The sequence below is a fragment of the Telluria antibiotica genome, assembly GCF_011682055.1.
Classification (GTDB): Bacteria; Pseudomonadota; Gammaproteobacteria; order Burkholderiales; family Burkholderiaceae_D; genus Telluria; species Telluria antibiotica.
Genome location: NZ_JAAQOM010000009.1, coordinates 222046 through 246805 on the forward strand (window position 1 = coordinate 222046; position 24760 = coordinate 246805).

The following is a 24760-nucleotide window of genomic DNA, read 5'->3' on the forward strand; positions in this document are numbered from 1 at the left end:
AGGCCGGCTTACTGTGGTGCCGGCTCCGTCGCCACCAGGGTACGCTGGACCCAGCCGCCGGAGACGTTCTCGCCGTCGATCTTGACGAAGCCGTCGCGCTCTTCACCCGTGGCGATCGCTTCTTCCGAGCGCTTGAGCGTGCCCATCACCTTGCTGCCGGCGCGCGGTTCCGTGAACACCTTGACGCTTGCCAGTCGCGCGTACACGCTGGCGCCGGCCGCGACCGGCACGCCTTCGCGCGTCGATGCGCGCGCGTTCGCCTTGGCGGCCACGCTGGCCGTGCGCACGAGGGTGGGCTGGTTGCGGATCTTGAGGACGATGCGGTTGTAGTTGTCGAGCAGGCTGGCCGCGACCATCTTGCCTTCCGGCGTATTCGTGTAGCCGCCGAGGCGCGTGTAATCGCCGCCGCCCCAGCTCCAGCCGGAGACGCCGAAGTCCGTTTTCGTCGCGACGCCTTCTTCCGCGGCCACCTGGATGCCGGAGCGCACGTCCGCGATCAGGAGGCTCGTCTGCGCTTCCTTGAACTTGAGGTTGCCCGCGATGCCGCCCGCGATCTGGCCCAGGCCGCCCAGCAGCCGGCCGCCGTAGTTCGACAGCGCGCCGCCGATGCCGCCCGTGTCCTTCGCGGCGAATTGGACATTGGGCGTCATCACGAAGTCCGCCGCCTGCAACTGGCCTTTACCGACGTTGCTGCCGGCCAGCGTCTCGCCGTTCGCCGCAAGTTCGCGTTCCTGCTGCAGATTCGCCATCGCGGCGCCGCGCTCCACGACCTGGAAGCAATTCGATTGCTGCACCATGATGCGCAGCAGCGCGACCGGCGAGCCCAGCCCGTAGCTCTGCAGCGCCCGCGAACTGTCGCTCTGGGCTTCCGTCACGGCGAGCGTGCCGAGCGGACGGTCGCAATGCTCGACCTTGGAATTGGTGTCCTGCGCATGCAGGCTGGCGCTGCCGGCGAGCAGGGCGGCAATGATCGATACCCGGATTGGTTTCATGACCCTCGATTGTGAACAAATGTTTTGAATAATTGCACTGTACGAATCGTCATTGACGAAGCGCAACAAGCGTGCAATGAGTTTGTTCATTTTACAATCTTGAATCGAATGCAATCTCGCCAATTCTCACATCGATGCGATTGCGACACATATTTCGCGTGGTGTGCGGAGCCGTCGCGCCGAGGCAGCGCGACAGTCGTGGTGGAAGAGCCCGGGCGCGTGGTCAGATGCCGGTCGGGTAAGTCTCCGGCGGTTCTTCCGCATGCCAGCCGCCGCCCGCGTCGAGCGGTCGCACGGCCGTCGTGTGGTCGATGTGGATCACGGCGTCGAACTGGCGCGCCATCTCGGCCGCGAAATAATGGCTGTGGCGTTCCGTGCGCGGCAGGTAGATGACGCCAATGGCCCGCTCGAGCCTGCGCTCCAGCATCGTCTGGCGGACGGCGGCGTCGCCGTCGCGCAGCGGCAGCAGGAAGCGGGGCAGGCCCGTCTCGTGCAGCAATTCCTCGTAGCTGCCCGGCATGCCGGGACGCACGCGCTTGTGCTCGGCCGGCGCATCCCATTCGGACGCGGCCGTGACGTAGCCGTCGAACGTGGAAAAGCCGATCAGGCGCGTCTGCCCGTCGTATTCCTTGCGGGCCAGTTCGCCGACATTCCATTCGCCCATCTCGCCCATTTCCGTCGCGCGCGCGTCGCCGATGTGGGAGTTATGTTCCCAGACGACGATCTTGGCCGGCTCGTGGTCCTTCGACAGGTGGTGGGCAAGCGCGTCCAGGGTTTCCGCCATATGACTGTCGCGCAAATTCCAGGACGACACGCGGCCCCGGAACATCGTCCGGTAGTATTCCTCGGCGTTCTTGACGAGGCGCGCGTTCTGCTGGGCATAGAAATACGCTTCCTCGTCGCCGTCCCGGTACATGTAGTCGGCGGCCCGCTGCTGCAGTTGGCGCAATTGCTCGAGCACACCTTCCTCGCACGACGCGGACAAGTCGAGGCTCGCCGTGTAGCCATAGTGCTGGCTGTCCTCGTGGTAGTGGTCGAAGCAGGCATAGCGTTCGCGCGCCTGGCGCGCCGCCTGTGGATCGACTTCGTCGAGATAGCGCAGCACTTCCTCGATCGACGTGAACATGCTGTACAGGTCGAGCCCGTAGAAGCCGACTTGCGGGCCGGCGGCGCGGGCATTGTGGTGGCGCAGCCAGGTGACGAAGGCGGCCACGTCCGTGTTCCGCCACATCCAGTTCGGGAAGCGCTTGAAGCCGGACAGCGCTTCGTTCGCATCGCGGTCGTCGCCGCGTCCGCGCACGTAGCGGTTGACGCGGTAGGCGTCCGGCCAGTCGGCCTCGACGGCCACGGCATGGAAGCCCTTGTCCTCGATCAGGCGCCGGGTGATGCGCGCCCGTTCCTCGTAGAACTCGTGCGTGCCGTGCGTCGCCTCGCCCAGCAGCACGAAGCGCGCGTCGCCGACGAGGTCGAGCAGGGCGTCGTAGTCGCGCTCGCCACCCGTCAGCGGACGGGCGGCGGCGCGGAGCGCGTTGATCGTGTGCGCGGTTGCCATGTCGTCCTCAGTGCAGCCAGCGGCTGCCGGCACGGGGCCGCGCGGCGTCGCGCGGGACGGCGCCCCGCTCGATGAACGCCTTCATGCGCGCGAGGTCGTCGTCCATCTGCGCCTTCGGATCGGACCCGAGCAACGTGGCGAGCCTGTGGCCGATGGCGCCCGCCGGCGGCGTGTACGACATGCGCACGGTAACGCGCGTGCCGCCGCGGTGTGGTTCGAACTGGATCGAGCCGCTCTGCGGGATCTCGGCCCCGGCCTCGCTGCGCCAGGCGAGGCGGTGCGGCCGGGTGTGCTCGGTGAGGACGGAATTCCATTCGAACTCGCTGCCGCCGGGGCCGCGCACGACCCAGTGCGAACGCTCGCGCCCCAGGTCGCGCACTTCGACCACGTGCGACATGAAATGCGGGAAGTTCTCGTAATTGGTCCACACGTCGTACACGTCGTCCGGCGCCGCGTCGATGTGGATGGACTTGCTGAAGTCGATGGTCTGGTCCAGCCCGACGCCGCGGCCACGTAGCAGGCCCAGCAGCGATTGGTTCGTGGCGCCGCGGGCCAGCAGCGCGGCGCCGGCCAGGCCCAGCACGAGGGCCAGCGGCGAGCGGCGCGTCAGCGCGTACAAGGCCAGCAGGCCGCCGCCGGCCAGCGCCGAATTGCGCGCGCTGGGTGTCCATTCGTCGCCGGGACCGGCGTGCAGCGCGTCGCGCATGCGCGCGCGCAGGCCGCCGGCGCCCGTCGCGTCGGCAAGCGCGTCGCTGGTTCTATCGAGAGGGTTGCCAGTGCTGACACCATCATCGGCCAGCATGCCGCGGGCCTTGGCCTTGCCCGTGTCGATGGCGTCCTTTGCCTTGTCGATACCGGCGTCGAGTGCCTCGCTGGCCGCGTGGCCCATGCGTTCCAGCGCCGAGCCGGACGTCGCGCTCGTGACGCGCGTCACCGCCGTGTCGGCGAGGCTGGAGGCCCGCTCGCGCAAGTCGTCGGTCACGGCGCCGATGCGCGCGCCCGCACCGCGCCAGGCGCTGCCCAGCGCACTGGACGTGCCCGCAGCCGCGTCGCGCACGGCTTGCGCCGACTGGGCGCGGCGCGCGCTGCCGCGGTCCGGATCGAGCATGTACATCAGCAGGGCGCCCGCCGCGGCCCCGCCCAGCAATTGCGCGATTTCATAACCTGTGTCCGTCGTGTTTTTCATGGTTCGCTCCTCCGGTTGGTCTGGCCCCGGCCGCCGCCTCGTCATGCCAGGCGGTGGCCAGCAAATCCTGCACTTCCTCGTCGGTGGTCTGGTCGAACGCGTCGTACCACTGGCCGACCGCGCGGAAGTGGAACGGGGTCGACAGGCAGACGAAATCGTCGACGCGCGCCTCCAGCGCGGCTGCCGTGTCGGGCGGTGCGACGGGGATCGCCAGCGCCAGCGTGCGCGGCCCCAGGCGGCGCGCCACTTCGATGGCGGCCAGCATCGTGGAGCCCGTCGCGACGCCGTCGTCGACGAGGATGGCGCTGCGTCCGGCGAGGTCGAGGGGCGGGCGGCCGCCGCGGTAGGCGAGCTCGCGCCGTTGCAGCTCCGCGAGCTCGCGTGCCGTGACGGCTTCCACGGCCTCGGGCGTGACGCCCATCAGGCCGGGCACGCCGGGCTGCAGCACGCGCACGCCGCCGCCGCCGACGGCGCCCATCGCGAACTCTTCATGGCCCGGCATGCCGAGCTTGCGGACGAGGAGGATGTCGAGGGCGATGCCGAGCCGCTGCGCGATGGCGAACCCGACCGGCACCCCGCCACGAGGCAGCGCGAGCACGACGGCATCGGGCCGCCGCGCATAGGCGCCGAGGCGCTTCGCCAACTGGCGGCCGGCCTCGGTGCGGTTCTTGAATGGACGGTGATCGACCATGATGCGCTGCTCCCGCGGTTCTCTGTCGAAGCCGCGGTTCGCGCGGCGGCGCGTTGCGGCTTACTGGATCGTCAGCTGGCGCGCCGTGCCGCCCTGTTTCTTGGGCAGCGACAGCATCAGCACCCCGTCCTCGAGGCGGGCCTGCGCATTGGCATCGTCGACCTCGGCGGGCAGCGTGAAGCTGCGCTGGTACTTGCGCGTCGAGCGCTCAGAATACACCACCTGTTCGCCCTGGCGCTGTTCGTTTGCCTGCTGGCATTCGCCCTCGATCGTGACGCGCTGGCCGTCGATCGACACGTGCACGTCGTCCTTCTTGACGCCTGGCAGCTCGGCTTTCACTTCGAAGGTTTTTTCCGTCTCGCTCACGTCCAGGCGGGGCATGCCGACGTCCTCGCCGGCCCAGCGGCTCTGGGCGAGCGGGGCGAAGAAATCCTGGAACATGTTCTCGACCATGCGGCCGAACTGGTCTTCCATGGCGCCGGGACGCAACGTGGAAAGCGGCGTCGTGCCTCTTCTGATCAGGTTCATGATAGACCTCCCTGTTAATCTCGGAATGACGTTCAGGAATGACGTCCGACGACGCGCCGGACGCCGCCACTCCCATTTATAGGGCGGTCGACATGCGTTTGCAAGTGGTGTCCCGATACGTGCGCGGGCGCCCTGGCCGAGGTTTGATCCCGGCCAGGCGGTGGACGAAAGCGGGGAATTTCGCGAACCCGCGCGGGTCAATGACGGCGTGGGCGTGCGCCGTCCGCCCCGTCCGTCCGCATGACGCGGAAGAGGGCGGCGGCGTCAGCCCAGGTTGCGGCGGTGAAAGCGCAGGTGCTCTTCGACGAAGGTGGAGATGAAGTAATAGCCGTGGTCGTAGCCCGGATGGCGGCGCAGCGCGAGCGGCTGGCCGACAGCCTGGCAAGCGTCCGCGAACGCGTCGGGGTACAGCTGCTCGGCCAGGAACTTGTCGGCGAGGCCCTGGTCGATCAGGATCCCTTTCGGAAACGGCGGTGCGTCGGCGGCGGCCATCAGCGCCGTCGCGTCGTACGCGCGCCATGTGCTGCGGTCCGGCCCCAGGTAGCCGCCGAACGCCTTCTCGCCCCACGGGCAGCGGGACGGCGCGGCGATGGGGGCGAACGCGGAGACGGAGCGGAACAGGGCGGGGTTGCGCAGCGCGAGCATCAGCGCGCCGTGGCCGCCCATCGAGTGGCCGAAGATGCCGACGCGGGCCGGGTCGGCAGGCAAGGTAGCCAGTACGAGTTCGCGCAGTTCGAGAATGTGGCTGTACATGCGGTAGTGCGTGGACCACGGGGCGCAGATGGCGTCGACGTAGAAGCCGGCGCCGGCGCCGAAGTCCCAGCTGTCCGTCTCGCCCGGCACGCCGGCGCCGCGCGGGCTCGTGTCCGGCGCGACCAGGATCAGGCCTTCCTGCGCTGCCACGCGCTGGGCGCCCGCCTTGGTCATGAAGGTCTCCTCGGTGCAGGTCAGGCCGGCGAGGTAGAACAGTACGGGCAGGCGCTTGCCTTGTGCGCCGGGAGGAAGGTAAACGGAATAACGCATCGGCAAGCCGATGGCGGCGGAATCGTAGCGGTAGAAGCGCTGGACGCCGTCGAAGCAAGCGTGTTCACTGAGGAGTTCGGTCATGGCTCGGTCCGTCGGAGGATAGGATGGTCAAAAACACAAGTATGCCCTGTGCGCGGACGGGCCGCCAACGCGCTTCAGATAAGCCCGAGCGCGCCCAGCACGGCGCCGGCAGCCAGCAGCCACAGCAGGTGAATGCGCGTGCGCCAGATGACGAGGCAGCTGACAATGACCGTGAGCCACAGGGGCCATTGCGCCAGCGCGGCGCGCAGCGCGGCGGCGGCGGGGCCGGCAGCGGCTGGCGCGGCAGCGACGGATGCGACGGATGTGCCGGCAGCGATGGCGGCGCCGGCCGGTGGCGTGATGATGGCCGCCGAGCTGGCCATGATCCATGCCGTCGACAGCAGCAGCGCGATCACGATGGGTGCCATGCCCTGCTTGAACGCGCGCACGGCGCGCAGGTCGCGGTTGCGGTGGCCCCAGCCGGCCACAGTGTACGTGATGACGGTCGACGGCGTCATGATGCCGACCATCGTCACGAGCACGCCGAACAGGGCGGCGGCCGTGCTGCCGGCGTTCATGCCGACATGCCACCCCATCAGGGCGACGAACAGGACGTTCGGCCCCGGGGCGGCCTGGGCGAGGGCGATCGACTGGTTGAATTGTTCCTGCGTGAGCCAGTGGTGCTGCTCGACGAGGAAGCGGTGCATCTCCGACGTCGTCGAGATGGCGCCGCCGACCGACATCAGCGACAGCGTGAGGAAGTGGCCGAACAGGTTGAGCCAATCGGCCCAGTCCAGCGTGAGGTGCAGGGGCATGGTCATGGCTTCAGGCGGCGGTACGTGAGGATGCAGCCGAGCCCGCCCAGGCCGCACAGCACCCATGCGAGCGGAAGTTTGACGAGCCCGACGAGGATGAAGCCGGCTGCGGTGATGGCCAGGCACCAGGACAGAGGCATCGGGTTGTTTTTGAGGGCGCTCACGAGGCGCAGCGCGGCCGCGGCGATCAGGCCGGCGCAGACGGCGGCCATGCCGTGCAACGCGCCGGCCACGATGGGGCTCGCGGCGAAACGGTCGTGCAGCAGCTCGAGCGCGAGGACGATCACGAGCGGCACCGCGAGCAGGCCGGACAGCGCGGCGAGGGCGCCGGGAATGCCGAAGTAGCGGCCGCCGATCATCAGCGACAGGTTGACGACGTTCGGCCCCGGCATGATCTGGGCGACGGCCCAGTCTTCGATGAATTCTTCCTGCGTGAGCCAGCGCTTGCGGTCGACCACTTCGCGCTGGACGATGGCCAGCACGCCCCCGAAGCCCTGCAGGGCCAGGATGGTGAACGATATGAACAGGTCGGCGAGGGAGCGGGGACGGGGACGGTCGGCGTGATCTGGATGGTCGGTGCTGGCGGGGCGGGGCGGTGCGTTCATCCCTGGATTATCGCGCCGCCGCCCGGGTCTGTCCATGCGCGCCGGCGCGGGCCGGCGCGCGTGCGCGCGTCAGCCGCCGCCGATGCCTCGCATCACGCGGCCCGTGCCTTCGCACTCGGGACAGGTCTTGCCGTCGGCCAGCTTGCCGCTGCCGCCGCACGTTTCGCACAAGTCTTCGCCGGCGCCAGGTGTGCCGGGTTCGGCTTCGTCGCCGGGTTTCATGTCGGGATCGGGCATCGCGCTCATGGAGTCCTCATGGTGGATGGATGGCGGGACCATTCTAGGCGTACCGGGACGAAGACGGCGCACGGCGCGCCTGCCCGTGCTGCAGCTTCTCTGCCGGAAATTACGCGGCCGTGTGGATGAACATCAAAATAACCTTGACTTTCGCTAAAGGTGGGAAATACTCGTTAGGCAGCAACCCATCATCCCATTAACGTCAGGAACTGCGATGAACGAAGATTCCCTCGAGCTCGACGACGGTCAGGCGACCGTTTCCTACCAGCGACGCGATGCGCAACAACAGGACATCGTCGACCTGGGCATTGCCCTGCAGCAGCGCAGCAATACGATGTCGGCCGTGGAATACCTGCGTTCGCAAAACGTCGGCAACGACGTCATCGAACGGGTGCTCACGGAGCCGGGCCGGCGGCGTTCCTGGTGTCGTTGAAAGGGGCGGCTCAGCACTTATGCACAAAATTGCTTGATAACATCTTGCATGTTTTTTCGGTGTGTGCCCAGGCTGAGTTCGTAAACCCTTGATTTTGCAAAGGTTGGGATGTGCCCGCACAACGGGCAAATTGTTGAAAGCCGCATTCCTGCTTGGTTTTGCCATGTCAAGAGGGTGCTTTTCCACAACCTTATGCACAGTTTTTGTGGATATCTGAGCAAGCTTTGCCAATCATGCATCGATTCGGCCAGCGCGCGGCTCGTGCGTCCCGCTGACGTGGTTTTTCTACATCGACATCGCCCCTCTTGCTTTTAGATACTGGACAAATGTACAGTTGAGCATCAACGCCCAACCGCCATGTCCGTCGCCGCTACCGCCACCCCTGCCGATCCTTTCGCGAGCCTGAATCCCGAACAACTGGCCGCCGTCGAGCACGACGTCGGCGCGGACGTCGTTCGGCCGCTGCTCGTCGTGGCGGGCGCCGGCTCCGGCAAGACGAACACACTGGCGTACCGGGTCGCGAAACTGATCCTGGCCGGCGCCGATGCGCAGCGCATCCTGCTGTTGACGTTCTCGCGCCGCGCCGCGGGCGAGATGGGGCAGCGCGCGGCCGGCGTGCTGCAACGCGTGCTGGGCACGTCGTCCGCCGTCGGCAACCTGCCGTGGGCCGGCACGTTCCACAGCATCGGCGCCCGGCTGTTGCGCGAGTACGCGGGGCGGATCGGGCTGGAAGCGTCGTTCACGATCCACGACCGTGCCGATTCCGAAGACTTGATGGGCCTCGTCCGGCAGGACATCGGCCTCGGCGCCACGGCCGGCCAGAAGCGCTTTCCGCTGAAGGGCACGTGCCTGGCGATTTACTCGCGCGTCGTCAACGGCCGCGAGCCGCTGGCCGACGTGCTGCAGTCGACGTTCCCGTGGTGTAGCGAATGGGAAGACCAGCTCAAGACCCTGTTCGGCGCGTACGTCGACGCGAAGCAGGAGCAGAACGTCCTCGACTACGACGACCTGCTGCTGTTCTGGGCCGAGATGGCGGCCGATCCCGAGCTGGGCCCCGAACTGGGCGCGCTGTTCGACCACGTGCTCGTCGACGAATACCAGGACACGAACCGCCTGCAAGCCGCCATCCTGCAAGGCATGAAGCCGGACGGGCGCGGCGTGATGGTCGTCGGCGACGACGCGCAGTCGATCTACTCGTTCCGTGGCGCGACCGTGCGCAACATCCTCGATTTCCCGCAGCAGTTCGCGCAGCCCGCGCGCATCATCACGCTGGACCGCAACTACCGCTCGACACAACCGATCCTCGACGCGTCGAACGCCGTCATCGCTGCCGCGCTGGAGCGCCACGCGAAGACGCTGTGGACCGATAAAGTGGCGAGCGCCAAGCCCCAGCTCGTGCTGATCCCGGACGAGGCCGAGCAGGCGCGCTGGGTCTGCAACCGCGTGCTGGAACAGCGCGACGCGGGCATCGTGCTGAAGCAGCAGGCCGTGCTGTTCCGCGCCGCCAGCCACAGCGCGGCGCTCGAACTGGAACTCGTGCGGCGCAACGTCCCGTTCGTGAAATTCGGCGGACTGAAATTCCTCGAGGCCGCGCATATCAAGGACGTGCTCGCGATGCTGCGCTTCGCCCAGAATCCCGCGGGCAGGGTCGCGGGCTTCCGCGTCGTGCAACTCGTGCCCGGTGTCGGCCCGGCGACGGCGGCCCGCTTCCTGGACGCGGTGGCGGAAGCGGCGGACCCCGTCGCGGCCGTCGACGTCTTCCCCGCGCCCCCGCGCGCGCAAGGCGAGTGGGAACAGTTCACCGCACTGTTCCGCACCTTGCGAACGTCCGGCCTGCGCTGGCCGCTGGACGTGGAACTCGTGCGCGACTGGTACCAGCCGCACCTCGAACGCCTGCACGACGACGCGCCCGTGCGCGCGGCCGACCTCGACCAGCTCGTCGCGCTCGCGGGCGGGTATGGCTCGCGCGAAACGTTCCTGACCGAACTCACGCTCGACCCGCCGGAAGCGACGAGCGACCGCGCCGGCCCGCCGCTGCTGGACGAGGACTACCTGATCCTGTCGACGATCCACTCGGCCAAGGGGCAGGAGTGGAAGGCAGTGCACGTGCTGAACGTCGTCGACGGCTGCATCCCGTCCGACATGGCGACGGGCAGTGCGGAGGACATCGAGGAAGAGCGGCGCCTGCTGTACGTCGCGATGACGCGTGCCAAGGAGCACCTGCACCTCGTCGTGCCGAATCGCTTCTTCATCAAGCAGCAGGCGCAGATGGGCGACCGCCACGTGTACGCGCAGCGTACGCGCTTCGTCACGCCGGCCATGCTCAAGCATTTCGAGGAATGCGTGTGGACGAATGCCGAAACGCAACACATCCGCAAGCCGGTGCCGGATACGGTGCGGATGCTCGTGCGCGAACGTGCCCGGAACGCCTGGCGCTGAGGCAGGTACCCGGGTTTCTGGGAAATGACGGCAAGATGACAGGAAAAGTGGACAGAAGCGGCACCCGGGGGCAGAGTTATCCCCCTCATCGACTTTTTGTAGGAATTTGCCTCATCCACATCATGTGCTTAAAACACGTGCACGTGCAAGTCATTGATTTTTAACGGCTTCGATTTTGCCTTTTCGTTGTGCAGTTTGTTGAAACCCGCATCAATACTGCGGTTCTGGCTTGTCAAGAGGCGCTTGTCCACACAGTTATCCACATTTCTTGTGGATATTAAAATTAATCCCGTCGAATCAATATCTTAGCTCATGGACTTGAGGCGGCGTCGAGTTGTTCGCGTCGATCAAGACGTGTTAACGCGTGAAATGACTGCCTGGCTGCTCGGTCAGTCGAGCGAGGCGCGCAGCGCCTGCAGTGCGGCGAGCGCACCCAGCGGAATGCCGATGCCCATACCGGCCGCGACGTGCGGTTCGCGCGGGTTGATGCGCACGAGGGGCGCACGCTGGGCCTCGCACAGGCGGCGCACGGAGGGGACGTCCGTGCCCGCGCCCAGCTCGACGACGACGACGTTGCGCACGTGACGGCGCCAGCGTTCCAGGCGCTCGTACTGGCGCATCGTACGGTCATCGAGCCAGCGGCCGTCGCCGAACATCAGGATGTTGGGCCGCGCGAGCCGGCCGCAGTGCGGGCAGCGGGGCAGCGGCGGCGCCATCAGGCACGTCGCAGGGTCGACGAGGGGATCGACGGTGTCGGCGGGCCAGATGGCGTCGCCGCACGGTCCCGTGCATTGCAGGTGGTGGATCGAGCCATGGCATTCGACGATGCGTTCCAGGTCGAAGCCGGCGCGCTGGAACTGGCCGTCGACGTTGCTCGTGAAGACGAACGCGCCGTGCGACAGGCGGGCGCCGATGTCGCGCAAGATCGCGAAGCCCGCATGCGGCACCGTGTTCCGGTACAGCGCGAGGCGATGGCCGTAGAAACCCCACGCCAGTTCCGGGTGCGTGTCGAAGCCGTGCGGGTTCGCGATCTCGATGAAGCGGATGCCGGCGGTGGCCAGCGCAGGATACGCGCGCCAGAAGCCGTGGTCGCCGCGGAAGTCCGGCAAGCCCGAATCGACGCCGATCCCGGCGCCTGCGCCGATCAGGAGGCCGTCCGCCTCGCGCAGCAACGCGGCCGCGCGGGCGAGGGCGGCATCGTCGTCCGGGCTCATGCTCCGTCCCCGTCGATGCGCCGCTGCAGGCGTTCCAGCTCGGCGAGGAAGCGTTCGGCGGCCAGCGCGGGCGCCCACGGTTCCCATGGCGGACAGTCGTAGACGTCGACGAGCGGATCGCGCTCCAGCACGGGCGAGCGGATTTTCAACGTCGTGCGCACTTCCCGTTCCGACCAGCCGGCCACGTGCACGGCTTCGCTGGCGGCGGCGAGACGGTCGGCGCGCTTGTGCGATTGGTGCTCGGCCGGCGTCCACGCGGGCAGGCGGTAGCGCAGGAACACGGCCTGTTCCAGCCGGCGGGTGAGGGCGCGGAAACCCTCGCCGAGGAATGGCTTGATCGGCGACACGGCGTCGAAGCCGAGCAAGCCTTCTTCCGCATCGTGCAGCAGCTCGCGCAATTCCACGACGGGCGCGAGCGGCGCGGGCGCGGCGGCCCGGCGCAACAGCATCACGGCGATCGAGTGCTGCGCGACGGACAGCGGCAAGGGCCACGCGGAATGGCCGCCCCAGCGGTAGGTGCGCGCGAGGCCGAGGGCGAGGTCGCTGTCGTCCCAGTCGAACGGCGTGGGGTTCAACAGGTCGAGCCGCTTGCCGGACGGCATGCGTACCCAGGCGCGCATGTCGGGCGCCATCTCAACGGATTCTCGCTACGGTGCTCATGGGCCGATTCTACACGGCCGGGCCGGCCGACCCCGGCAGGATTGACGCGGCCGTACACAGCGCCCCGTTCGCGGTTTATAGTAGGCTGCTGCCGGCGCGGGCCGGACCAAAGGAGCGCAGCGAAGATGGGAGAGATTGCCAAACGGATCGATTGCGACGTGCTCGTCGTGGGCGGCGGCATCAATGGTGCCGGCATCGCACGCGACGCGGCGGGGCGCGGCTTGTCCGTCGTGTTGTGCGAAAAAGACGATCTGGCCCAGCATACGTCGTCCGCGTCCAGCAAGCTGATCCACGGCGGGCTGCGCTATCTGGAGCAATACCACTTCGGCCTCGTGCGCAAGGCGCTGGCCGAGCGTGAAGTGTTGCTGAAGAGCGCGCCGCACATCATTCATCCACTGCGTTTCCTGATGCCGCATGCGCCGGGGCAGCGGCCCGCGTGGATGATCCGCGCCGGCCTGTTTCTTTACGACCACCTGGCGCCGCGCGATTTCCTGCCCGCGTCCGGTGCCATCGCGTTGCGCGCGACGCCGGCCGGCGCGGCGCTGCAACCGCAGTTCGCGCGGGGGTTCGCGTATTCCGATGCCTGGGTCGACGATGCGCGCCTCGTCGTGCTGGCCGCGCTCGATGCGCGCGAGCGCGGCGCCACCGTGCTCACGCGCACGCGCTGCGTACGCGTGCGGCGCGATGCCGCGCGCTGGGATGCCGAGCTGCGCGGCGCGGACGGCGTGATCCACGTGCACGCGCGCTGCCTCGTCAACGCCGCCGGGCCGTGGGCCGGCAGCTTGTTGCACGAGACGGGCGCCGGTCCCGCGCGGCCCATGCGCCTCGTGAAAGGCAGCCACATCGTCGTGCCGCGGCTGTTCGACGGGCCCGACGCGTTCCTGCTGCAGCAGCCCGACGGCCGCATCGTGTTCGCGCTGCCGTACGAGGGCGCGTTCACGCTGGTCGGCACGACGGACGTCGACCACGACCCCGCCGACCTCGACCGCGTCGCCATCAGCGCCGCCGAGACGGCGTACCTGTGCGACGCCGTGAACCGCTGCTTCACGCGCCGCATCGCTCCGGCGGACGTCGTGTGGAGCTATGCGGGCGTGCGCCCCCTGATCGACGAAGGCGGCAGCAATGCGTCGTCCGCCAGCCGCGACTACCGCTTCGAGCACGACACGGCCGGCGGCGCGCCGCTGTTGTCCGTGTTCGGGGGCAAGGTCACGACGTTCCGCAAGCTGGCCGAGCAGGCCGTCGACTGGATCGGCCCCCGGCTGGGCCGCAGCATGCCGCCCTGGACGGCGCACGCGTGCCTGCCCGGCGGCGACTTGTACGGCAAAGTGCCGCTCGCGCGGGCCGTGCTGGAATACGACGGCTGGGTGCGTACGCGGCGCCAGCAATTCGCGTGGCTGCCCGAAGCCTTGCTGGCGCGGTATGCCCGCAGCTACGGCACGCGGCTGTCCGCGCTGCTGGCCCATTGCCGTTCGCGCGCCGACCTGGGCGAGGAAATCGTGCCCGGCCTGTTCGAGGTCGAGGCCGAGTATCTCGTGCGCCAGGAATGGGCCCGGTGCGCCGACGACATCCTGTGGCGCCGCACGAAGCTGGGGCTGCACGCGCCGCCCGGTGCCGCGCACCGTCTCGACGCGTGGCTGGCCGCGCATCACGGCGCGGCGGTCACCGAGCCGTGATGTGCCGCGTCAGCGGGCGTTCTTCGCCAGCCAGGCGTCGATTTCCGGCACGCGCGCCGCGTTGACGCGGATGCGGTCCTGGATGGCGGCGACGGCCGCCTCGACGTCGCCGCGCGACGTGGGCGCCAGGTTCGCGTCGGCGTACGCGCCGAGCTTGTTCACCATCGCCGGGTCGGCCGAGCCCATCGCGAGGCGCGCCAGGTAGCGGCTGCGCGAGCTGGCGTCCACGCGCTCGTTGATCTTGGCGAGGTGGGCGACGGCGAAGTCGAACGCCATGTCCGGGTAACGCATCGCCACTTCCGAAATCATCGTCGCGCTGATCGTCAGGCCCGGCTCGTCCGTGAGCGCGAGTTCCAGCGCGCGCATGGCGAGGGCGCGGTCTTCCGTGGCAGCCAGCAAGGTGTAGCGCTGGTCGCGCACGAGCGGGGATGTCTCGTTGCGCGCGGCCGCGTGCAGCTGGTCCCACATGGCGGCATCGGCATGCTGGGCAACGACGCCCATGACGGTCTTGCGCAGCGGGCCGGGCACCGCCTGCGGGTCTTGCGCGAGCGCGGCGTAGCGGCGGCGGGCTTCGGCGACGGTGGTCGCGTCGCCCAGGTCGCTCAGCACGACGATCAGGCGTTCGCGCAGGTTCGCGACGGCCGTCGGCTCGTCCGGGCGCGCCGTCCAGCCCACCTGCGCCATCAGCGGCGCCAGGCGGCTCGTCGCATACGCGGCGAAACGGCGCTGGCGTGTCGTGTCGCCGCCGCGCGCCTCCGCGCGGTAGCGTTCATGGATGCCGTCGAGCAGCCCCGCGATGCGCGACCACACGGCCGGATCGGCGCCGGCCGGCGTCGCCTGCACGAGGTCCAGCACGTCCGATGCCGGCTGCAGGCCCGCGAGGCCCAGCGCGCTGCTGTCGGCCAGCAGGCCGATCTGGTCGATCGGGGCGATGCCCGCGAACTGCTGCGTCAGTTGCGCGAAGCCGGCCGTCGTGTACAGGGTGCGGAAGTAACCGGTCTGGCCCGCGTTGACGATCACGGCGCCGCAGCCCGGCACGGTGACGGCGCCCTGGCCGCCCGCGACGAGCGTGGTGCCCTGCTTCGCATTGCCGGCGATCTGCGCGATGACGGGCACGCGCCACGCGAGCGGCGCCTTGCCCGCGCGGTCGCGCGTGAATTCCGCCTGCGTCAGCGGCACCGTGGCCGCGCCGTTGCTGCACGCGGGGTCGCCGACCTTGATCAACGGGATGCCCGGTTGCAGCGTGAAGTCGTGGGCGATCGCCGTGACGGGTTTGCCGGCCGCCTTCTCGATCTGCTTCCACAAGTCGTCCGACACCGTGTTGCCGTAGGCGTTCGCTTTCATGTACGCGCGCACGCCGCTGCGCCACGCGTTTTCGCCGACGTACGCTTCCAGCATGCGGATGACGGATTCGCCTTTCGAATACGTGATCTCGTCGAACGCCTGGTTCGCCTGCTCGACCGTTTCCACGTGCTGCACGACGGGGTGCGTGCCGGCGACGGAATCGCGGCGCATCGCCGTCTCGCGCGTGGCGACGGTGCCGAGCCGGGTATTCCATTCCGGGTGCAGGCGGGCCGTCATGCGGCTTTCCATCCACGAGGCGAAGCCTTCGTTGAGCCACAGGTCGTCCCACCAGCGCATGGTGACGAGGTCGCCGAACCACTGGTGCGCCATCTCGTGCGCGGCCGTGGAAAAAATCTCCTCGCGGTCGTGCTGCGTGGCGATCGTGGGGTCGAGCAGCAGCGCGTATTCGAACGTGAAGATGGCGCCCCAGTTTTCCATCGCGCTGAAGAACTGGCTGCGGCCGGCGCCGGCCACGTTGTCGAGCTTCGGCAGCGGGTAGCGCACGCCGAAGTAATCGTTGTACTCGCGCAGGATGGCCTGCTGGGCGTCGAGCGCGAACCGCGCCTGCGGCAGCGCGCCGCGGCGCGTGACGACGCCGACTTCCGTGCCGTCCACCTTCGCCGTCGCCCGCTCGAAATCGCCGAGTGCCAGGAACAGCAAATAGGTCGACATTTTCGGCGTCGTGGCGAAGCTCACGCGGCGGCGGCCGTCCGGCAGGGCCTCGGTGTGCGCGGCCGGCATATTGCTGACGGCCATCTGGCCGGCCGGCACGACGACGTCCAGCGCGAAGCTGGCCTTGTACGCCGGCTCGTCCCACGACGGGATCATGCGGCGTGCGTCCGAGTTCTCGAACTGCGTGTACAGCGCGCGCTGCTTCTTCCCGTCCGCGCCCGGATAGTCGAGCGAGAACAGGCCGACGGCTTGCGTGCCGATCACACCCGAGTAGTCCATCGCCAAGTGGTACAGCCCCGGCGCGACGGGCTGCGCGAACGTGAAGGTCGCGGTCTGGGCTTCCGCATCGATGTTGACTGTGGCATCGCGGCCGGCACCGCCGGCGGCCGGGGTCAGCGTCACTTTTGCGAACGTCAGGTCGGCCGCGTTCAAGGTCAGCGCGCTGGTGGGCTTCGTGACGTTGATCGTGACGACGGCGCGGCCGCTGAACGTGGCCGTCGCGGCGTCCGGCGCGAGCGAGATCTGGTAATGCGTCGGGACGGCGGTGCGCGGCAATTGCGTCGTGGTGTCGCCGGCCGCCGTGCCCGCGCTCGCACGGGTGGGCGCGGCGCTGGCGTGAAGGGCGGGCGCCGTCGCCAGGGTGAGGGCGACGGCGGCGGAAAGCAGGCTGCGGTGCATGGAAATCCTATCGAATATGTACGTCGGACCCGCGCGCGCGGCGGGTAGGGCGCGCGCGGCCAATCCGCCAATCTACGGTCAAACGGCGCGCACTGTCAAATGACCAAGCAGACAGACAGCGGACGTGGCGCGGCGATGGGCGTATGATCGGCGACGCACACGACCAAGGAGGGACGGATGAAACTGTACACGAGCAGCCGCGCGCCGAATCCGCGCCGCGTGCTGATGTTCATGGCGGAGAAGGGCGTCGCCGACGTCCGCACGGTGCAGGTCGACCTGGGCACGGCCGAGCACCGCAGCGAGGCCTTCATGGCCCTGAACCCGATGGCCCAGGTACCCGTGCTGGAACTGGACGACGGCCGCACCCTGGCCGAGACGCGCGCCATCTGTACTTACCTGGAGGGCGTCCACCCCGATCCGAACCTGATGGGCGAAGGATTCGAGGAACGGGCGTTCATCGAGATGATGGACCGGCGCTGCGAGCTGCAGCTGTTCCTGCGCATCGCCAACTGCATCCGCCACACGCATCCGGGCCTCGCGCCGCTCGAGCAGCCGCAGTTCGCCGAATTCGGCGCGGCGCAGGGCGCCAAGGTCAGGGAGTCGACGCACTGGCTGGACGGGGTGCTCGCCGACCGCGACTACGTGGCCGGCGACCGCTTCACGATCGCCGACATCACGGCATTCTGCGCGCTGGAATTCGCGCGCGGGCTGATGAAGTACCGGCCGGCCGACGACGGCCTCGCGAACCTGCAGGCGTGGCGTGACCGGATCGCGCAGCGCCCGAGCGCGCAGGCCGTGTAGTCACGCCATCGCGTCAGCCGACGCGCTTGTACCAGGGGCGGTCGCCCTCGATCGCCTGGTACCTGCCGGCGTACGCGTCCGACACGGCCAGCGGCCGGTCAAGGCACAGCACGCCGAAGCGCGCCAGGCTGTCGTGGAACAGCCGCAGCACGCGCTGGCGCAGCACGGGACCGAAGTCGGACAGGGCGCCGCAGCACAGGATCGCCTGGAACTCGTTGAACGAGGCATCCGTCACCAGGCTGTACTGCGACCACGTGATGCGCCGGCGCAGCTGCGGCTGCAGGCGCGCCTGGCCATCGCGCATTTCGAAGTACGTCGACAGCGCCGCATGACCGCCGCTCGCCGCGTACCGGTTCTGCGCGGCGTCCAGCGCGGCCACGGGTAGCCAGGCATCCTGATGCTGGGCCACCAGTTCCTCGTTGGCGAGGGTCGCGTGGATGTCCAGCTTGCCCAGCACGCCTTCTTCGGCCAGCACGATGGCGAGCGTCCATGCTTCGCCGACGCCGGCGCATTCCGCGGCCCATACCCGCGGCACGGGCCACGCGCGCAGCGACGGTGCGAGGACCGTGCGCAGGCGTTGCGTATGGCCCGTATTCTCGAACAGCTCGATGGGCTGCGGTGCCAGCGCGCGCAGCAGGGCCGACGCCGCGGCCGGGTCGTGCAGGATTTTTTCCTGCAGCCCGGACAGCGTGGCGGCGCCGTGCGCGTGCATGGCGTCGGCCAGCCGGCGCCGGAGGTAAGCCCGGTCGTAGCCGCGAAACTCGTGACCGAAGCGCTGGAACAGGGCTTCCAGCAGCAGCTCCGTTTCCAGGTCCTCGACCGCGAGCCCGGCCGCGAGGCCGGTCCACGCATTGGAAATCACCTGCGTCGCTGCCGGCATCAGTGCAACCACACCCGCATCATCGACAGCAGCTGCGCGACGTCGACGGGCTTCGTGATGTAGTCGGACGCGCCGGCCGCGATGCACTTGTCGCGGTCACCCTTCATCGCCTTCGCCGTCAGGGTGATGATCGGCAGCGATTTGAATTTCGGGATGCGGCGGATGGCGCGCATCGTGTCGTAGCCGTCCATCTCCGGCATCATGATGTCCATCAGGACGATCTCGATGGTCGGATCCTTTTCCAGCACCTCGATGCCGTCGCGGCCGTTCTCCGCGAACAACACCTGCATCTGCTGGCGCTCCAGCAGCGACGACAGGGCAAAGATGTTGCGCAGGTCATCGTCGACGATCAACACCTTGCGTCCGGCGAGGCCGCCGTCCGCCGCGTGGATCTCTTCCAGCATGCGGCGCTGCGTCTCCGGCAGGCTGGCCTGCGAGCGGTGCAGGAACAGCGCCGTCTCGTCGAGCAGGCGCTCGGGCGAGCGCGCGTCCTTGACGACGATGGTCTTGGCGTAGCGCTTCAGTTTCGTGACCTCCTTGCGCGACAACTCCTGCGCCGTGTAGATCACGATCGGCAGGTCGCGGAGTTGCCGCTGCTTGCCGATCTGGTCGAGCAGGTCGAAGCCGGAAATGTCGGGCAAGGTGAGGTCCAGCACCATGCAGTCGAAGTGCTGTTGCGCGAGCGCCTCCAGCGCCGCCTTGCCGTCTTCCGCCGTCACGATGCGCACGTCGGAATCGCCGATCAGGCCCACGATCGATTCTCGCTGCGCCATGTCGTCCTCGACGACGAGCAGGCTCCGCTTGCCGCCCATGAGGAATTTCTGGATGCGCTTGAATTCCTCCTGCAGCATCTCGCGGCTCACCGGTTTGTTGATGTACGAGATCGCGCCCTGGCGCAGCGCGCGCTCGCGCTCGCGCAGCGACGACATCACGTGCACGGGGATGTGGCGCGTGCTCGGGTCGCGCTTCAGGCGGTCGAGCACCGTGAAGCCGTCGATGTCGGGCAGGTCGATGTCGAGCAGGATCGCGGACGGCAGGTAGTCGCGGGCGAGCGACAGCGCGGAATCGCCGCGGTGCGTGACGATGCCCTTGAAGTTCTTTTCGCGGGCGAATTCGAGCAGGGTCTTGGCGAAGCGCTCGTCGTCCTCGACGATCAGCACGGACGGGTCGCCCGGCACGATCAGGCCGCGGTCGTCGAGCATCGTCGCGTACTCGACGAGGCCGCCGGACGGGTCGCTCAGCGCGACGCTCGTGACGGCGCCGCCGGTATCGGCTTCCGGTTCCGCTTCCAGCAGCATCATCGGTGCCGGCACGGCCGACTGTTGCGGCTGCGGCGGCGCGAGGCGCGCCGGTTGCGGCTGGCGGGTCTGTTCGTAGTTGATGAAGCCCGCGCGGTTGTACGGCAGGTACAAGGTGAAGGTGGAGCCGATGTTGACGGTCGATTCCACGCGGATCTCGCCACCCAGGAGGCGCGCCAGTTCGCGCGAGATCGACAGGCCCAGGCCCGTGCCGCCGTATTTGCGGGCGGTGGAGCCGTCGGCCTGCTGGAATGCCTCGAAGATCAGCTGCAGCTTGTCGGACGGGATGCCGACGCCCGTGTCGCGCACGGAGAACGCCAGCACGGCGTCCGCATGCAGCAGGTGCGGGTGGTCGGCCGTCCAGCCGCTCGTCACGAGGCTGATCGTCAGCGACACGTTGCCGTGGCTCGTGAACTTGAACGCGTTCGACAACAGGTTCTTCAAGACCTGCTGCAGGCGCGTGGTGTCGGTCATGACGGCGGTCGGCAGGTTCTCGGCCAGCTCCACCGCGAAACCGAGGTGCTTCGCCTCGGCCATGTGACGGAACGTGCGGTCCACGTAGTTCCGCAGGTTCGAGAAGCGGTATTCCGACACGTCCAGCGTGACGGTACCGGACTCGATCTTCGACAGGTCGAGGATGTCGTTAATGAGCGTCAGCAGGTCGGAGCCGGAGCCGTGGATCGTTTTCGCGAATTCCACCTGCTTCGACGACAGATTGCCTTCCGGGTTGTCGGACAGCTGCTGCGCGAGGATCAACAGGGAGTTCAGCGGCGTACGCAGTTCGTGCGACATGTTCGCGAGGAACTCGGACTTGTACTTGGAGGACAGCGCCAGCTGCGTGGCCTTTTCTTCCAGCGCCAGCTTCGCCTGTTCCACCTCGCGGTTCTTGCGTTCCACCTCGATGTTCTGCTCGGACAGGAGGCGCGCTTTTTCCGCCAGCTCCTGGTTGGTCTGCTGCAGTTCCTGCGCCAGCGACTGCGACTGCGTCAGCAGCGATTCCGTCCGGCTGTTCGCCTCGATCGTGTTCAGCACGACGCCGATCGATTCCATCAGCTGGTCGAGGAACGAAAGGTGGGTTTCCGTGAAGCGGTCCAGCGACGCGATCTCGATGACGGCCTTGACCTGCTGTTCGAACAGGATCGGCAACACGACGATATTGGTCGGCGGCGCCGAACCGAGGCCGGAGGACACGACGATGTAGTCGCGCGGGACGTCCGTCAGCCAGATGCGCGTCTTTTCCAGCGCGCACTGGCCAACGAGGCCTTCGCCCGGCAGGAACGACGTCGGCAGCTTGCGGCTCGAGCGGTAGCCGTAGCTCGCGATCATGCGCAGGCGCGCGTCGGCTTCCTGCGAATCCATCATATAGAACACGCCGTGGTGCGCCGAGACGAGCGGAGCGAGCTCCGACAGGATCAGCTTCGTCACCGCCTGCAGGTCGCGCTGGCCCTGCAGCAGCCGCGTGAAGCGCGCCAGGTTGGTCTTCAGCCAGTCCTGCTGCGCGTTCTTCTGCGTCGTCTCCTTCAGGTTGCGGATCATCTCGTTGATGTTGTCCTTCAGGTAGGACACTTCGCCGCGCGCTTCCACCTGGATGGAACGCGAGAGGTCGCCGCGCGTCACCGCCGTCGCCACTTCACCGATCGCGCGCATCTGGTTCGTCAGGTTGGCCGCGAGCTGGTTGACGTTCTCCGTCAAGTCCTTCCACGTACCCGCGACACCGGACACGTTGGCCTGGCCGCCCAGCTTGCCCTCGGTACCCACCTCGCGCGCGACGCGGGTCACCTCCGATGCGAACGACGACAGCTGGTCCACCATCACGTTGATGGTGTCCTTCAGTTCCAGGATCTCGCCCTTCACGTCCACGGTAATCTTCTTCGACAGGTCGCCGCGCGCCACGGCGGTGGTCACCGCCGCGATGTTACGCACCTGGCCCGTCAGGTTCGACGCCATGAAGTTCACGTTGTCGGTCAAGTCCTTCCACGTACCGCCGACGCCAGGCACGTATGCCTGGCCGCCCAGCTTACCTTCCGTACCCACCTCACGCGCCACGCGCGTCACTTCGGATGCGAACGACGACAGCTGGTCCACCATCACGTTGATGGTGTTCTTCAGTTCGAGAATCTCGCCCTTCACGTCCACCGTAATCTTCTTCGACAGGTCGCCGTTCGCCACGGCGGTGGTCACCTCCGCGATGTTACGCACCTGCGCCGTGAGGTTACCGGCCATCGAGTTCACGCCGTCCGTCAAGTCTTTCCACGTGCCCGCGACGCCGGGCACGTTCGCCTGGCCGCCCAGCTTACCTTCCGTACCGACCTCCCTTGCGACGCGGGTCACCTCGGACGCGAAGGAGTTCAGCTGGTCCACCATCACGTTGATGGTGTTCTTCAGTTCGAGAATCTCGCCCTTCACGTCCACCGTGATCTTCTTCGACAAGTCGCCGTTCGCCACGGCGGTCGTCACGTCCGCGATGTTACGCACCTGGCCCGTGAGGTTACCCGCCATCGAGTTCACGGAGTCGGTCAAGTCCTTCCACGTGCCCGCGACGCCCTTCACCTGCGCCTGTCCGCCCAGCTTGCCCTCGGTACCCACCTCACGCGCCACGCGGGTCACTTCGGATGCGAACGAGGACAGCTGGTCCACCATCACGTTGATGGTGTTCTTCAGTTCGAGAATCTCGCCCTTCACGTCCACCGTGATCTTTTTCGACAAGTCGCCGTTCGCCACGGCGGTCGTCACCGCGGCGATGTTACGCACCTGGCCCGTGAGGTTCGACGCCATGAAGTTCACGTTGTCGGTCAAGTCCTTCCACGTGCCGCCGACCCCGGGGACGTATGCCTGGCCGCCCAGCTTGCCCTCGGTACCCACCTCACGCGCCACGCGGGTCACCTCGGACGCGAAGGAACGCAGCTGGTCCACCATGACGTTGATCGTGTCTTTCAGTTGCAGGATCTCGCCGCGCACGTCCACCGTGATCTTCTTCGACAAGTCGCCGTTCGCCACGGCGGTCGTCACCTCCGCGATGTTACGCACCTGCGACGTCAGGTTACCCGCCATCGAGTTCACGGAGTCCGTCAAGTCCTTCCACGTGCCCGCGACACCCGGCACGTAGGCCTGGCCGCCCAGCTTGCCCTCGGTACCGACTTCCCTCGCCACGCGCGTCACCTCGGACGAGAACGACGACAGCTGTTCCACCATCGTGTTCGCGGTGGTCGCCGCGCGCAGGTACTGGCCCTTCAGCGGGTGGCCGTCCACCTCCAGCGCCATCGTCTGCGACAGGTCGCCCTTCGCCACGGCGCCGATGACGCGCGCCATTTCCGTCGTCGGGCGCACGAGGTCGTCGATCAGCGTATTGACGGAGCTGATGATCGTGGACCAGCCGCCCACGACGCCGGGCAGGGTGGCGCGCTGCGTCAGGTGGCCTTCGCGGCCCACGACGCGCGACACTTCCGTCACTGCCTCGACCATCTTTTCCTTGGTCTCGATGATGTCGTTCAGGGTGTCGGCGATCTTGCCGGACACGCCGGTCCAGTCGGACGGCATGCGCACGGAGAAGTCGCCCTTTTTCAGCGCCATCAGCGTGGACAGCAACAGCTTGACGTCGAGCTGTTCAGCCATGTCGGTCATGTTATTCATTGACTAGAAATCCTCGAGGTAGAAAAAGTACGGAAGGGCAGGGCACCGGCGGGCGCCGGGACGCGCGGACGTGAAGGCCGCGGGATCGGGATGTGGACGCGTGCAAGCAAAGTTTGACGGACACGTTTTGTTAAATGTCTGGAAGATGCAACGATACTCTGGTGTCCAGTCAAGTCAAGCATAGGCAGTGCCTACGCGACAAGAATGTTACAGACGCCACATAAACTTGCATTTTTGAAATTTTAAATGGACAATTCGCGCGAGGATAATAGAAAACCGCAGAGACCGGCGCACGATACGCTGACAGGCCCGTTCGAAGGTGTATCGGAACGACAACTGAGCAAACGCACGCACTCGCCTAAAATGAATAAAACGCCAATTTTTCGTGCTTTTTGGTTACAACTCAACTAGCATATCGAGTGTCATTACAACAAGAGCGCGAGGAAGCCATGAGGACCGTCGATTTAGACGAGTTGTTACATACTGACACCGCGTCCAGTTGGGGCGAAGCGCTGTTCGCCCTCGGCCGGCAGTATGGTTTTGACAAAGTCTTGTTCGGTATGTCGGGTTCGCGCCACGCCCGCCTCGAAAACGCGTTTACCCAAACCAATTACCCGACAAAATGGCGAGAACGTTACGACGCCGAACGTTTCGCGTACGTCGACCCCATCGTCAGCCATTGCATGGCCAGCACCTTGCCGCTCGTGTGGCAGCCGGACATGTTTCGCAGCCCGGTCCAGCGTTCGCTGTACGAGGAAGCCTGCAGCCACGGCATCCGTGCAGGCGTCTCGTTTCCGATCCATGGTCCGAACGGGGAATTCGGCTTGTTGAGCTTTGCCGTCGACACGGCGGCCGACGGCGCGTTCGTGCGCGACGTCGCGAGCATGTTGCCCGACCTGGCCCTCGTGCGCGACTATGCGTTCGCGTCGGGCGTGCGGTTCTGCCCCCCGCCGGCGCAGGAGGCGGCTCCGCGCCTCACCCCGCGTGAGCTGGAAGTGCTCAACTGGGTGATGGTAGGCAAATCGTCGTGGGAAATTTCAAAGATCACCGGCTGCTCCGAGGCGACGGTGAACTTCCATATGGGAAATATCCGGCAGAAGTTCAACGTCAACACCCGGCAACAGGCGGTTGTGAGGGCAATTTCTTTGGGGTTGATTACCCCAGAAGATCACCATCGTTGAGTTTGCCGTTGACATAAAGTTTCAACAGCAGGGCGACCGGGGCCGGAATGGCGAGGCCCGTTTCGAAGCGGCTGCCGCTCGATTGGGTGACGCCGAAGCGGCCCCAGAATTTTTCCTGGCTCTCCCGTCTGCTGATCCGATATTTCTTCAGATCACTGACGGAGGGCGCCAGGGATGCGGACGGTTTCATCAGGGTACCTGCCA

Annotated in this window: 20 protein-coding genes; 5 read left to right on the forward strand and 15 right to left on the reverse strand. The window is 67.2% G+C overall.

Annotated elements, in window-relative coordinates:
• Positions 1-8: 8 nt before the first annotated feature.
• The 9 genes from HAV22_RS16285 to HAV22_RS16325 form a co-directional block, all read right to left on the reverse strand.
• Positions 9-992 (reverse strand): CsgG/HfaB family protein, encoded by a 984-nt coding sequence (locus HAV22_RS16285; RefSeq protein WP_166860324.1) that lies wholly within the window; start codon positions 990-992, stop codon positions 9-11.
• Positions 993-1215: 223 nt separating this feature from the next.
• Complete coding sequence (locus HAV22_RS16290; protein WP_166860326.1) at positions 1216-2544, reverse strand: erythromycin esterase family protein; 1329 nt, start codon at positions 2542-2544, stop codon at positions 1216-1218.
• Between the two features lie 7 nt (positions 2545-2551).
• Positions 2552-3730, reverse strand: a complete 1179-nt coding sequence (locus HAV22_RS16295) for an SRPBCC family protein (RefSeq protein ID WP_166860328.1) — start codon at positions 3728-3730, stop codon at positions 2552-2554.
• Positions 3702-4421 carry a phosphoribosyltransferase gene (locus tag HAV22_RS16300; RefSeq protein ID WP_166860330.1) on the reverse strand — a complete coding sequence of 240 codons (720 nt, stop codon included), beginning with the start codon at positions 4419-4421 and terminating at the stop codon, positions 3702-3704. The genes HAV22_RS16295 and HAV22_RS16300 overlap by 29 nt, the downstream gene beginning before the upstream one ends.
• A gap of 60 nt (positions 4422-4481) precedes the next feature.
• Positions 4482-4949: an Hsp20/alpha crystallin family protein gene (locus HAV22_RS16305; RefSeq protein ID WP_166860332.1), complete on the reverse strand. Its 468-nt coding sequence runs from the start codon at positions 4947-4949 to the stop codon at positions 4482-4484.
• Positions 4950-5213: 264 nt separating this feature from the next.
• The gene (gene fghA / locus HAV22_RS16310; RefSeq protein ID WP_166860334.1) at positions 5214-6056 is read right to left on the reverse strand and encodes an S-formylglutathione hydrolase; all 843 of its coding nucleotides are present in this window, start codon (positions 6054-6056) and stop codon (positions 5214-5216) included.
• A 74-nt stretch (positions 6057-6130) separates the two neighbouring features.
• Entirely contained in the window at positions 6131-6817 is a 687-nt protein-coding gene (locus HAV22_RS16315) for a chromate transporter (protein ID WP_166860336.1), read from the reverse strand.
• Complete coding sequence (locus HAV22_RS16320; protein ID WP_166860338.1) at positions 6814-7416, reverse strand: chromate transporter; 603 nt, start codon at positions 7414-7416, stop codon at positions 6814-6816. Before HAV22_RS16320 ends, HAV22_RS16315 begins: the two co-directional genes overlap by 4 nt.
• Before the next feature lie 69 nt (positions 7417-7485).
• Positions 7486-7662, reverse strand: coding sequence for a hypothetical protein (locus HAV22_RS16325; protein WP_166860340.1), 177 nt, complete (start codon positions 7660-7662; stop codon positions 7486-7488).
• A gap of 205 nt (positions 7663-7867) precedes the next feature.
• Between HAV22_RS16325 and HAV22_RS16330 the strand changes: the two genes are divergently transcribed.
• Positions 7868-8086, forward strand: a complete 219-nt coding sequence (locus HAV22_RS16330) for a hypothetical protein (protein ID WP_166860342.1) — start codon at positions 7868-7870, stop codon at positions 8084-8086.
• 357 nt (positions 8087-8443) lie between these two features.
• The gene (locus tag HAV22_RS16335) at positions 8444-10525 is read left to right on the forward strand and encodes an ATP-dependent helicase (RefSeq protein ID WP_166860344.1); all 2082 of its coding nucleotides are present in this window, start codon (positions 8444-8446) and stop codon (positions 10523-10525) included.
• 389 nt (positions 10526-10914) lie between these two features.
• Here the strand turns inward: HAV22_RS16335 and HAV22_RS16340 are convergent, their stop codons facing one another.
• Both HAV22_RS16340 and HAV22_RS16345 read right to left on the reverse strand, forming a co-directional pair.
• Entirely contained in the window at positions 10915-11739 is an 825-nt protein-coding gene (locus tag HAV22_RS16340) for an SIR2 family NAD-dependent protein deacylase (RefSeq protein ID WP_166860345.1), read from the reverse strand.
• Positions 11736-12359 (reverse strand): phosphohydrolase, encoded by a 624-nt coding sequence (locus tag HAV22_RS16345; protein ID WP_229421271.1) that lies wholly within the window; start codon positions 12357-12359, stop codon positions 11736-11738. Before HAV22_RS16345 ends, HAV22_RS16340 begins: the two co-directional genes overlap by 4 nt.
• Positions 12360-12524: 165 nt before the next feature.
• Here HAV22_RS16345 and glpD point away from each other — a divergent pair, with 165 nt between their 5' ends.
• Positions 12525-14072 carry a glycerol-3-phosphate dehydrogenase gene (gene glpD, locus HAV22_RS16350; protein ID WP_166860348.1) on the forward strand — a complete coding sequence of 516 codons (1548 nt, stop codon included), beginning with the start codon at positions 12525-12527 and terminating at the stop codon, positions 14070-14072.
• A 9-nt stretch (positions 14073-14081) separates the two neighbouring features.
• Here the strand turns inward: glpD and HAV22_RS16355 are convergent, their stop codons facing one another.
• A complete protein-coding gene (locus tag HAV22_RS16355) occupies positions 14082-16766 on the reverse strand; it encodes a M1 family metallopeptidase (protein ID WP_166860349.1) in 2685 nt (894 codons plus the stop codon).
• Between the two features lie 177 nt (positions 16767-16943).
• On the opposite strand from HAV22_RS16355, the gene HAV22_RS16360 reads away from it, so the two are divergent.
• Positions 16944-17567, forward strand: a complete 624-nt coding sequence (locus HAV22_RS16360; protein ID WP_166860350.1) for a glutathione S-transferase family protein — start codon at positions 16944-16946, stop codon at positions 17565-17567.
• 13 nt (positions 17568-17580) lie between these two features.
• On the opposite strand, the gene HAV22_RS16365 is transcribed toward HAV22_RS16360, so the two are convergent.
• Entirely contained in the window at positions 17581-18447 is an 867-nt protein-coding gene (locus HAV22_RS16365; protein ID WP_166860352.1) for a CheR family methyltransferase, read from the reverse strand.
• Entirely contained in the window at positions 18447-23375 is a 4929-nt protein-coding gene (locus HAV22_RS16370; protein WP_166860353.1) for a response regulator, read from the reverse strand. The genes HAV22_RS16365 and HAV22_RS16370 overlap by 1 nt, the downstream gene beginning before the upstream one ends.
• Positions 23376-23824: 449 nt before the next feature.
• On the opposite strand from HAV22_RS16370, the gene HAV22_RS16375 reads away from it, so the two are divergent.
• Positions 23825-24556: a helix-turn-helix transcriptional regulator gene (locus HAV22_RS16375; RefSeq protein ID WP_166860355.1), complete on the forward strand. Its 732-nt coding sequence runs from the start codon at positions 23825-23827 to the stop codon at positions 24554-24556.
• Here the strand turns inward: HAV22_RS16375 and HAV22_RS16380 are convergent.
• A complete protein-coding gene (locus HAV22_RS16380) occupies positions 24531-24746 on the reverse strand; it encodes a helix-turn-helix domain-containing protein (protein WP_229421281.1) in 216 nt (71 codons plus the stop codon). The genes HAV22_RS16375 and HAV22_RS16380 overlap by 26 nt on opposite strands.
• Positions 24747-24760: the final 14 nt, after the last annotated feature.

Excerpts from the sequence above, each read along its gene's own strand:
- HAV22_RS16285 (WP_166860324.1), bottom strand. The coding sequence starts at position 992 with ATGAAACCAATCCGGGTATCGATCATTGCCGCCCTGCTCGCCGGCAGC.
- HAV22_RS16290 (WP_166860326.1), bottom strand. The coding sequence starts at position 2,544 with ATGGCAACCGCGCACACGATCAACGCGCTCCGCGCCGCCGCCCGTCCG.
- HAV22_RS16295 (WP_166860328.1), bottom strand. The coding sequence starts at position 3,730 with ATGAAAAACACGACGGACACAGGTTATGAAATCGCGCAATTGCTGGGC.
- HAV22_RS16300 (WP_166860330.1), bottom strand. The coding sequence starts at position 4,421 with ATGGTCGATCACCGTCCATTCAAGAACCGCACCGAGGCCGGCCGCCAG.
- HAV22_RS16305 (WP_166860332.1), bottom strand. The coding sequence starts at position 4,949 with ATGAACCTGATCAGAAGAGGCACGACGCCGCTTTCCACGTTGCGTCCC.
- fghA (WP_166860334.1), bottom strand. The coding sequence starts at position 6,056 with ATGACCGAACTCCTCAGTGAACACGCTTGCTTCGACGGCGTCCAGCGC.
- HAV22_RS16315 (WP_166860336.1), bottom strand. The coding sequence starts at position 6,817 with ATGACCATGCCCCTGCACCTCACGCTGGACTGGGCCGATTGGCTCAAC.
- HAV22_RS16320 (WP_166860338.1), bottom strand. The coding sequence starts at position 7,416 with ATGAACGCACCGCCCCGCCCCGCCAGCACCGACCATCCAGATCACGCC.
- HAV22_RS16325 (WP_166860340.1), bottom strand. The coding sequence starts at position 7,662 with ATGAGCGCGATGCCCGATCCCGACATGAAACCCGGCGACGAAGCCGAA.
- HAV22_RS16330 (WP_166860342.1), top strand. The coding sequence starts at position 7,868 with ATGAACGAAGATTCCCTCGAGCTCGACGACGGTCAGGCGACCGTTTCC.
- HAV22_RS16335 (WP_166860344.1), top strand. The coding sequence starts at position 8,444 with ATGTCCGTCGCCGCTACCGCCACCCCTGCCGATCCTTTCGCGAGCCTG.
- HAV22_RS16340 (WP_166860345.1), bottom strand. The coding sequence starts at position 11,739 with ATGAGCCCGGACGACGATGCCGCCCTCGCCCGCGCGGCCGCGTTGCTG.
- HAV22_RS16345 (WP_229421271.1), bottom strand. The coding sequence starts at position 12,359 with ATGCGCGCCTGGGTACGCATGCCGTCCGGCAAGCGGCTCGACCTGTTG.
- glpD (WP_166860348.1), top strand. The coding sequence starts at position 12,525 with ATGGGAGAGATTGCCAAACGGATCGATTGCGACGTGCTCGTCGTGGGC.
- HAV22_RS16355 (WP_166860349.1), bottom strand. The coding sequence starts at position 16,766 with ATGCACCGCAGCCTGCTTTCCGCCGCCGTCGCCCTCACCCTGGCGACG.
- HAV22_RS16360 (WP_166860350.1), top strand. The coding sequence starts at position 16,944 with ATGAAACTGTACACGAGCAGCCGCGCGCCGAATCCGCGCCGCGTGCTG.
- HAV22_RS16365 (WP_166860352.1), bottom strand. The coding sequence starts at position 18,447 with ATGCCGGCAGCGACGCAGGTGATTTCCAATGCGTGGACCGGCCTCGCG.
- HAV22_RS16370 (WP_166860353.1), bottom strand. The coding sequence starts at position 23,375 with ATGAATAACATGACCGACATGGCTGAACAGCTCGACGTCAAGCTGTTG.
- HAV22_RS16375 (WP_166860355.1), top strand. The coding sequence starts at position 23,825 with ATGAGGACCGTCGATTTAGACGAGTTGTTACATACTGACACCGCGTCC.
- HAV22_RS16380 (WP_229421281.1), bottom strand. The coding sequence starts at position 24,746 with ATGAAACCGTCCGCATCCCTGGCGCCCTCCGTCAGTGATCTGAAGAAA.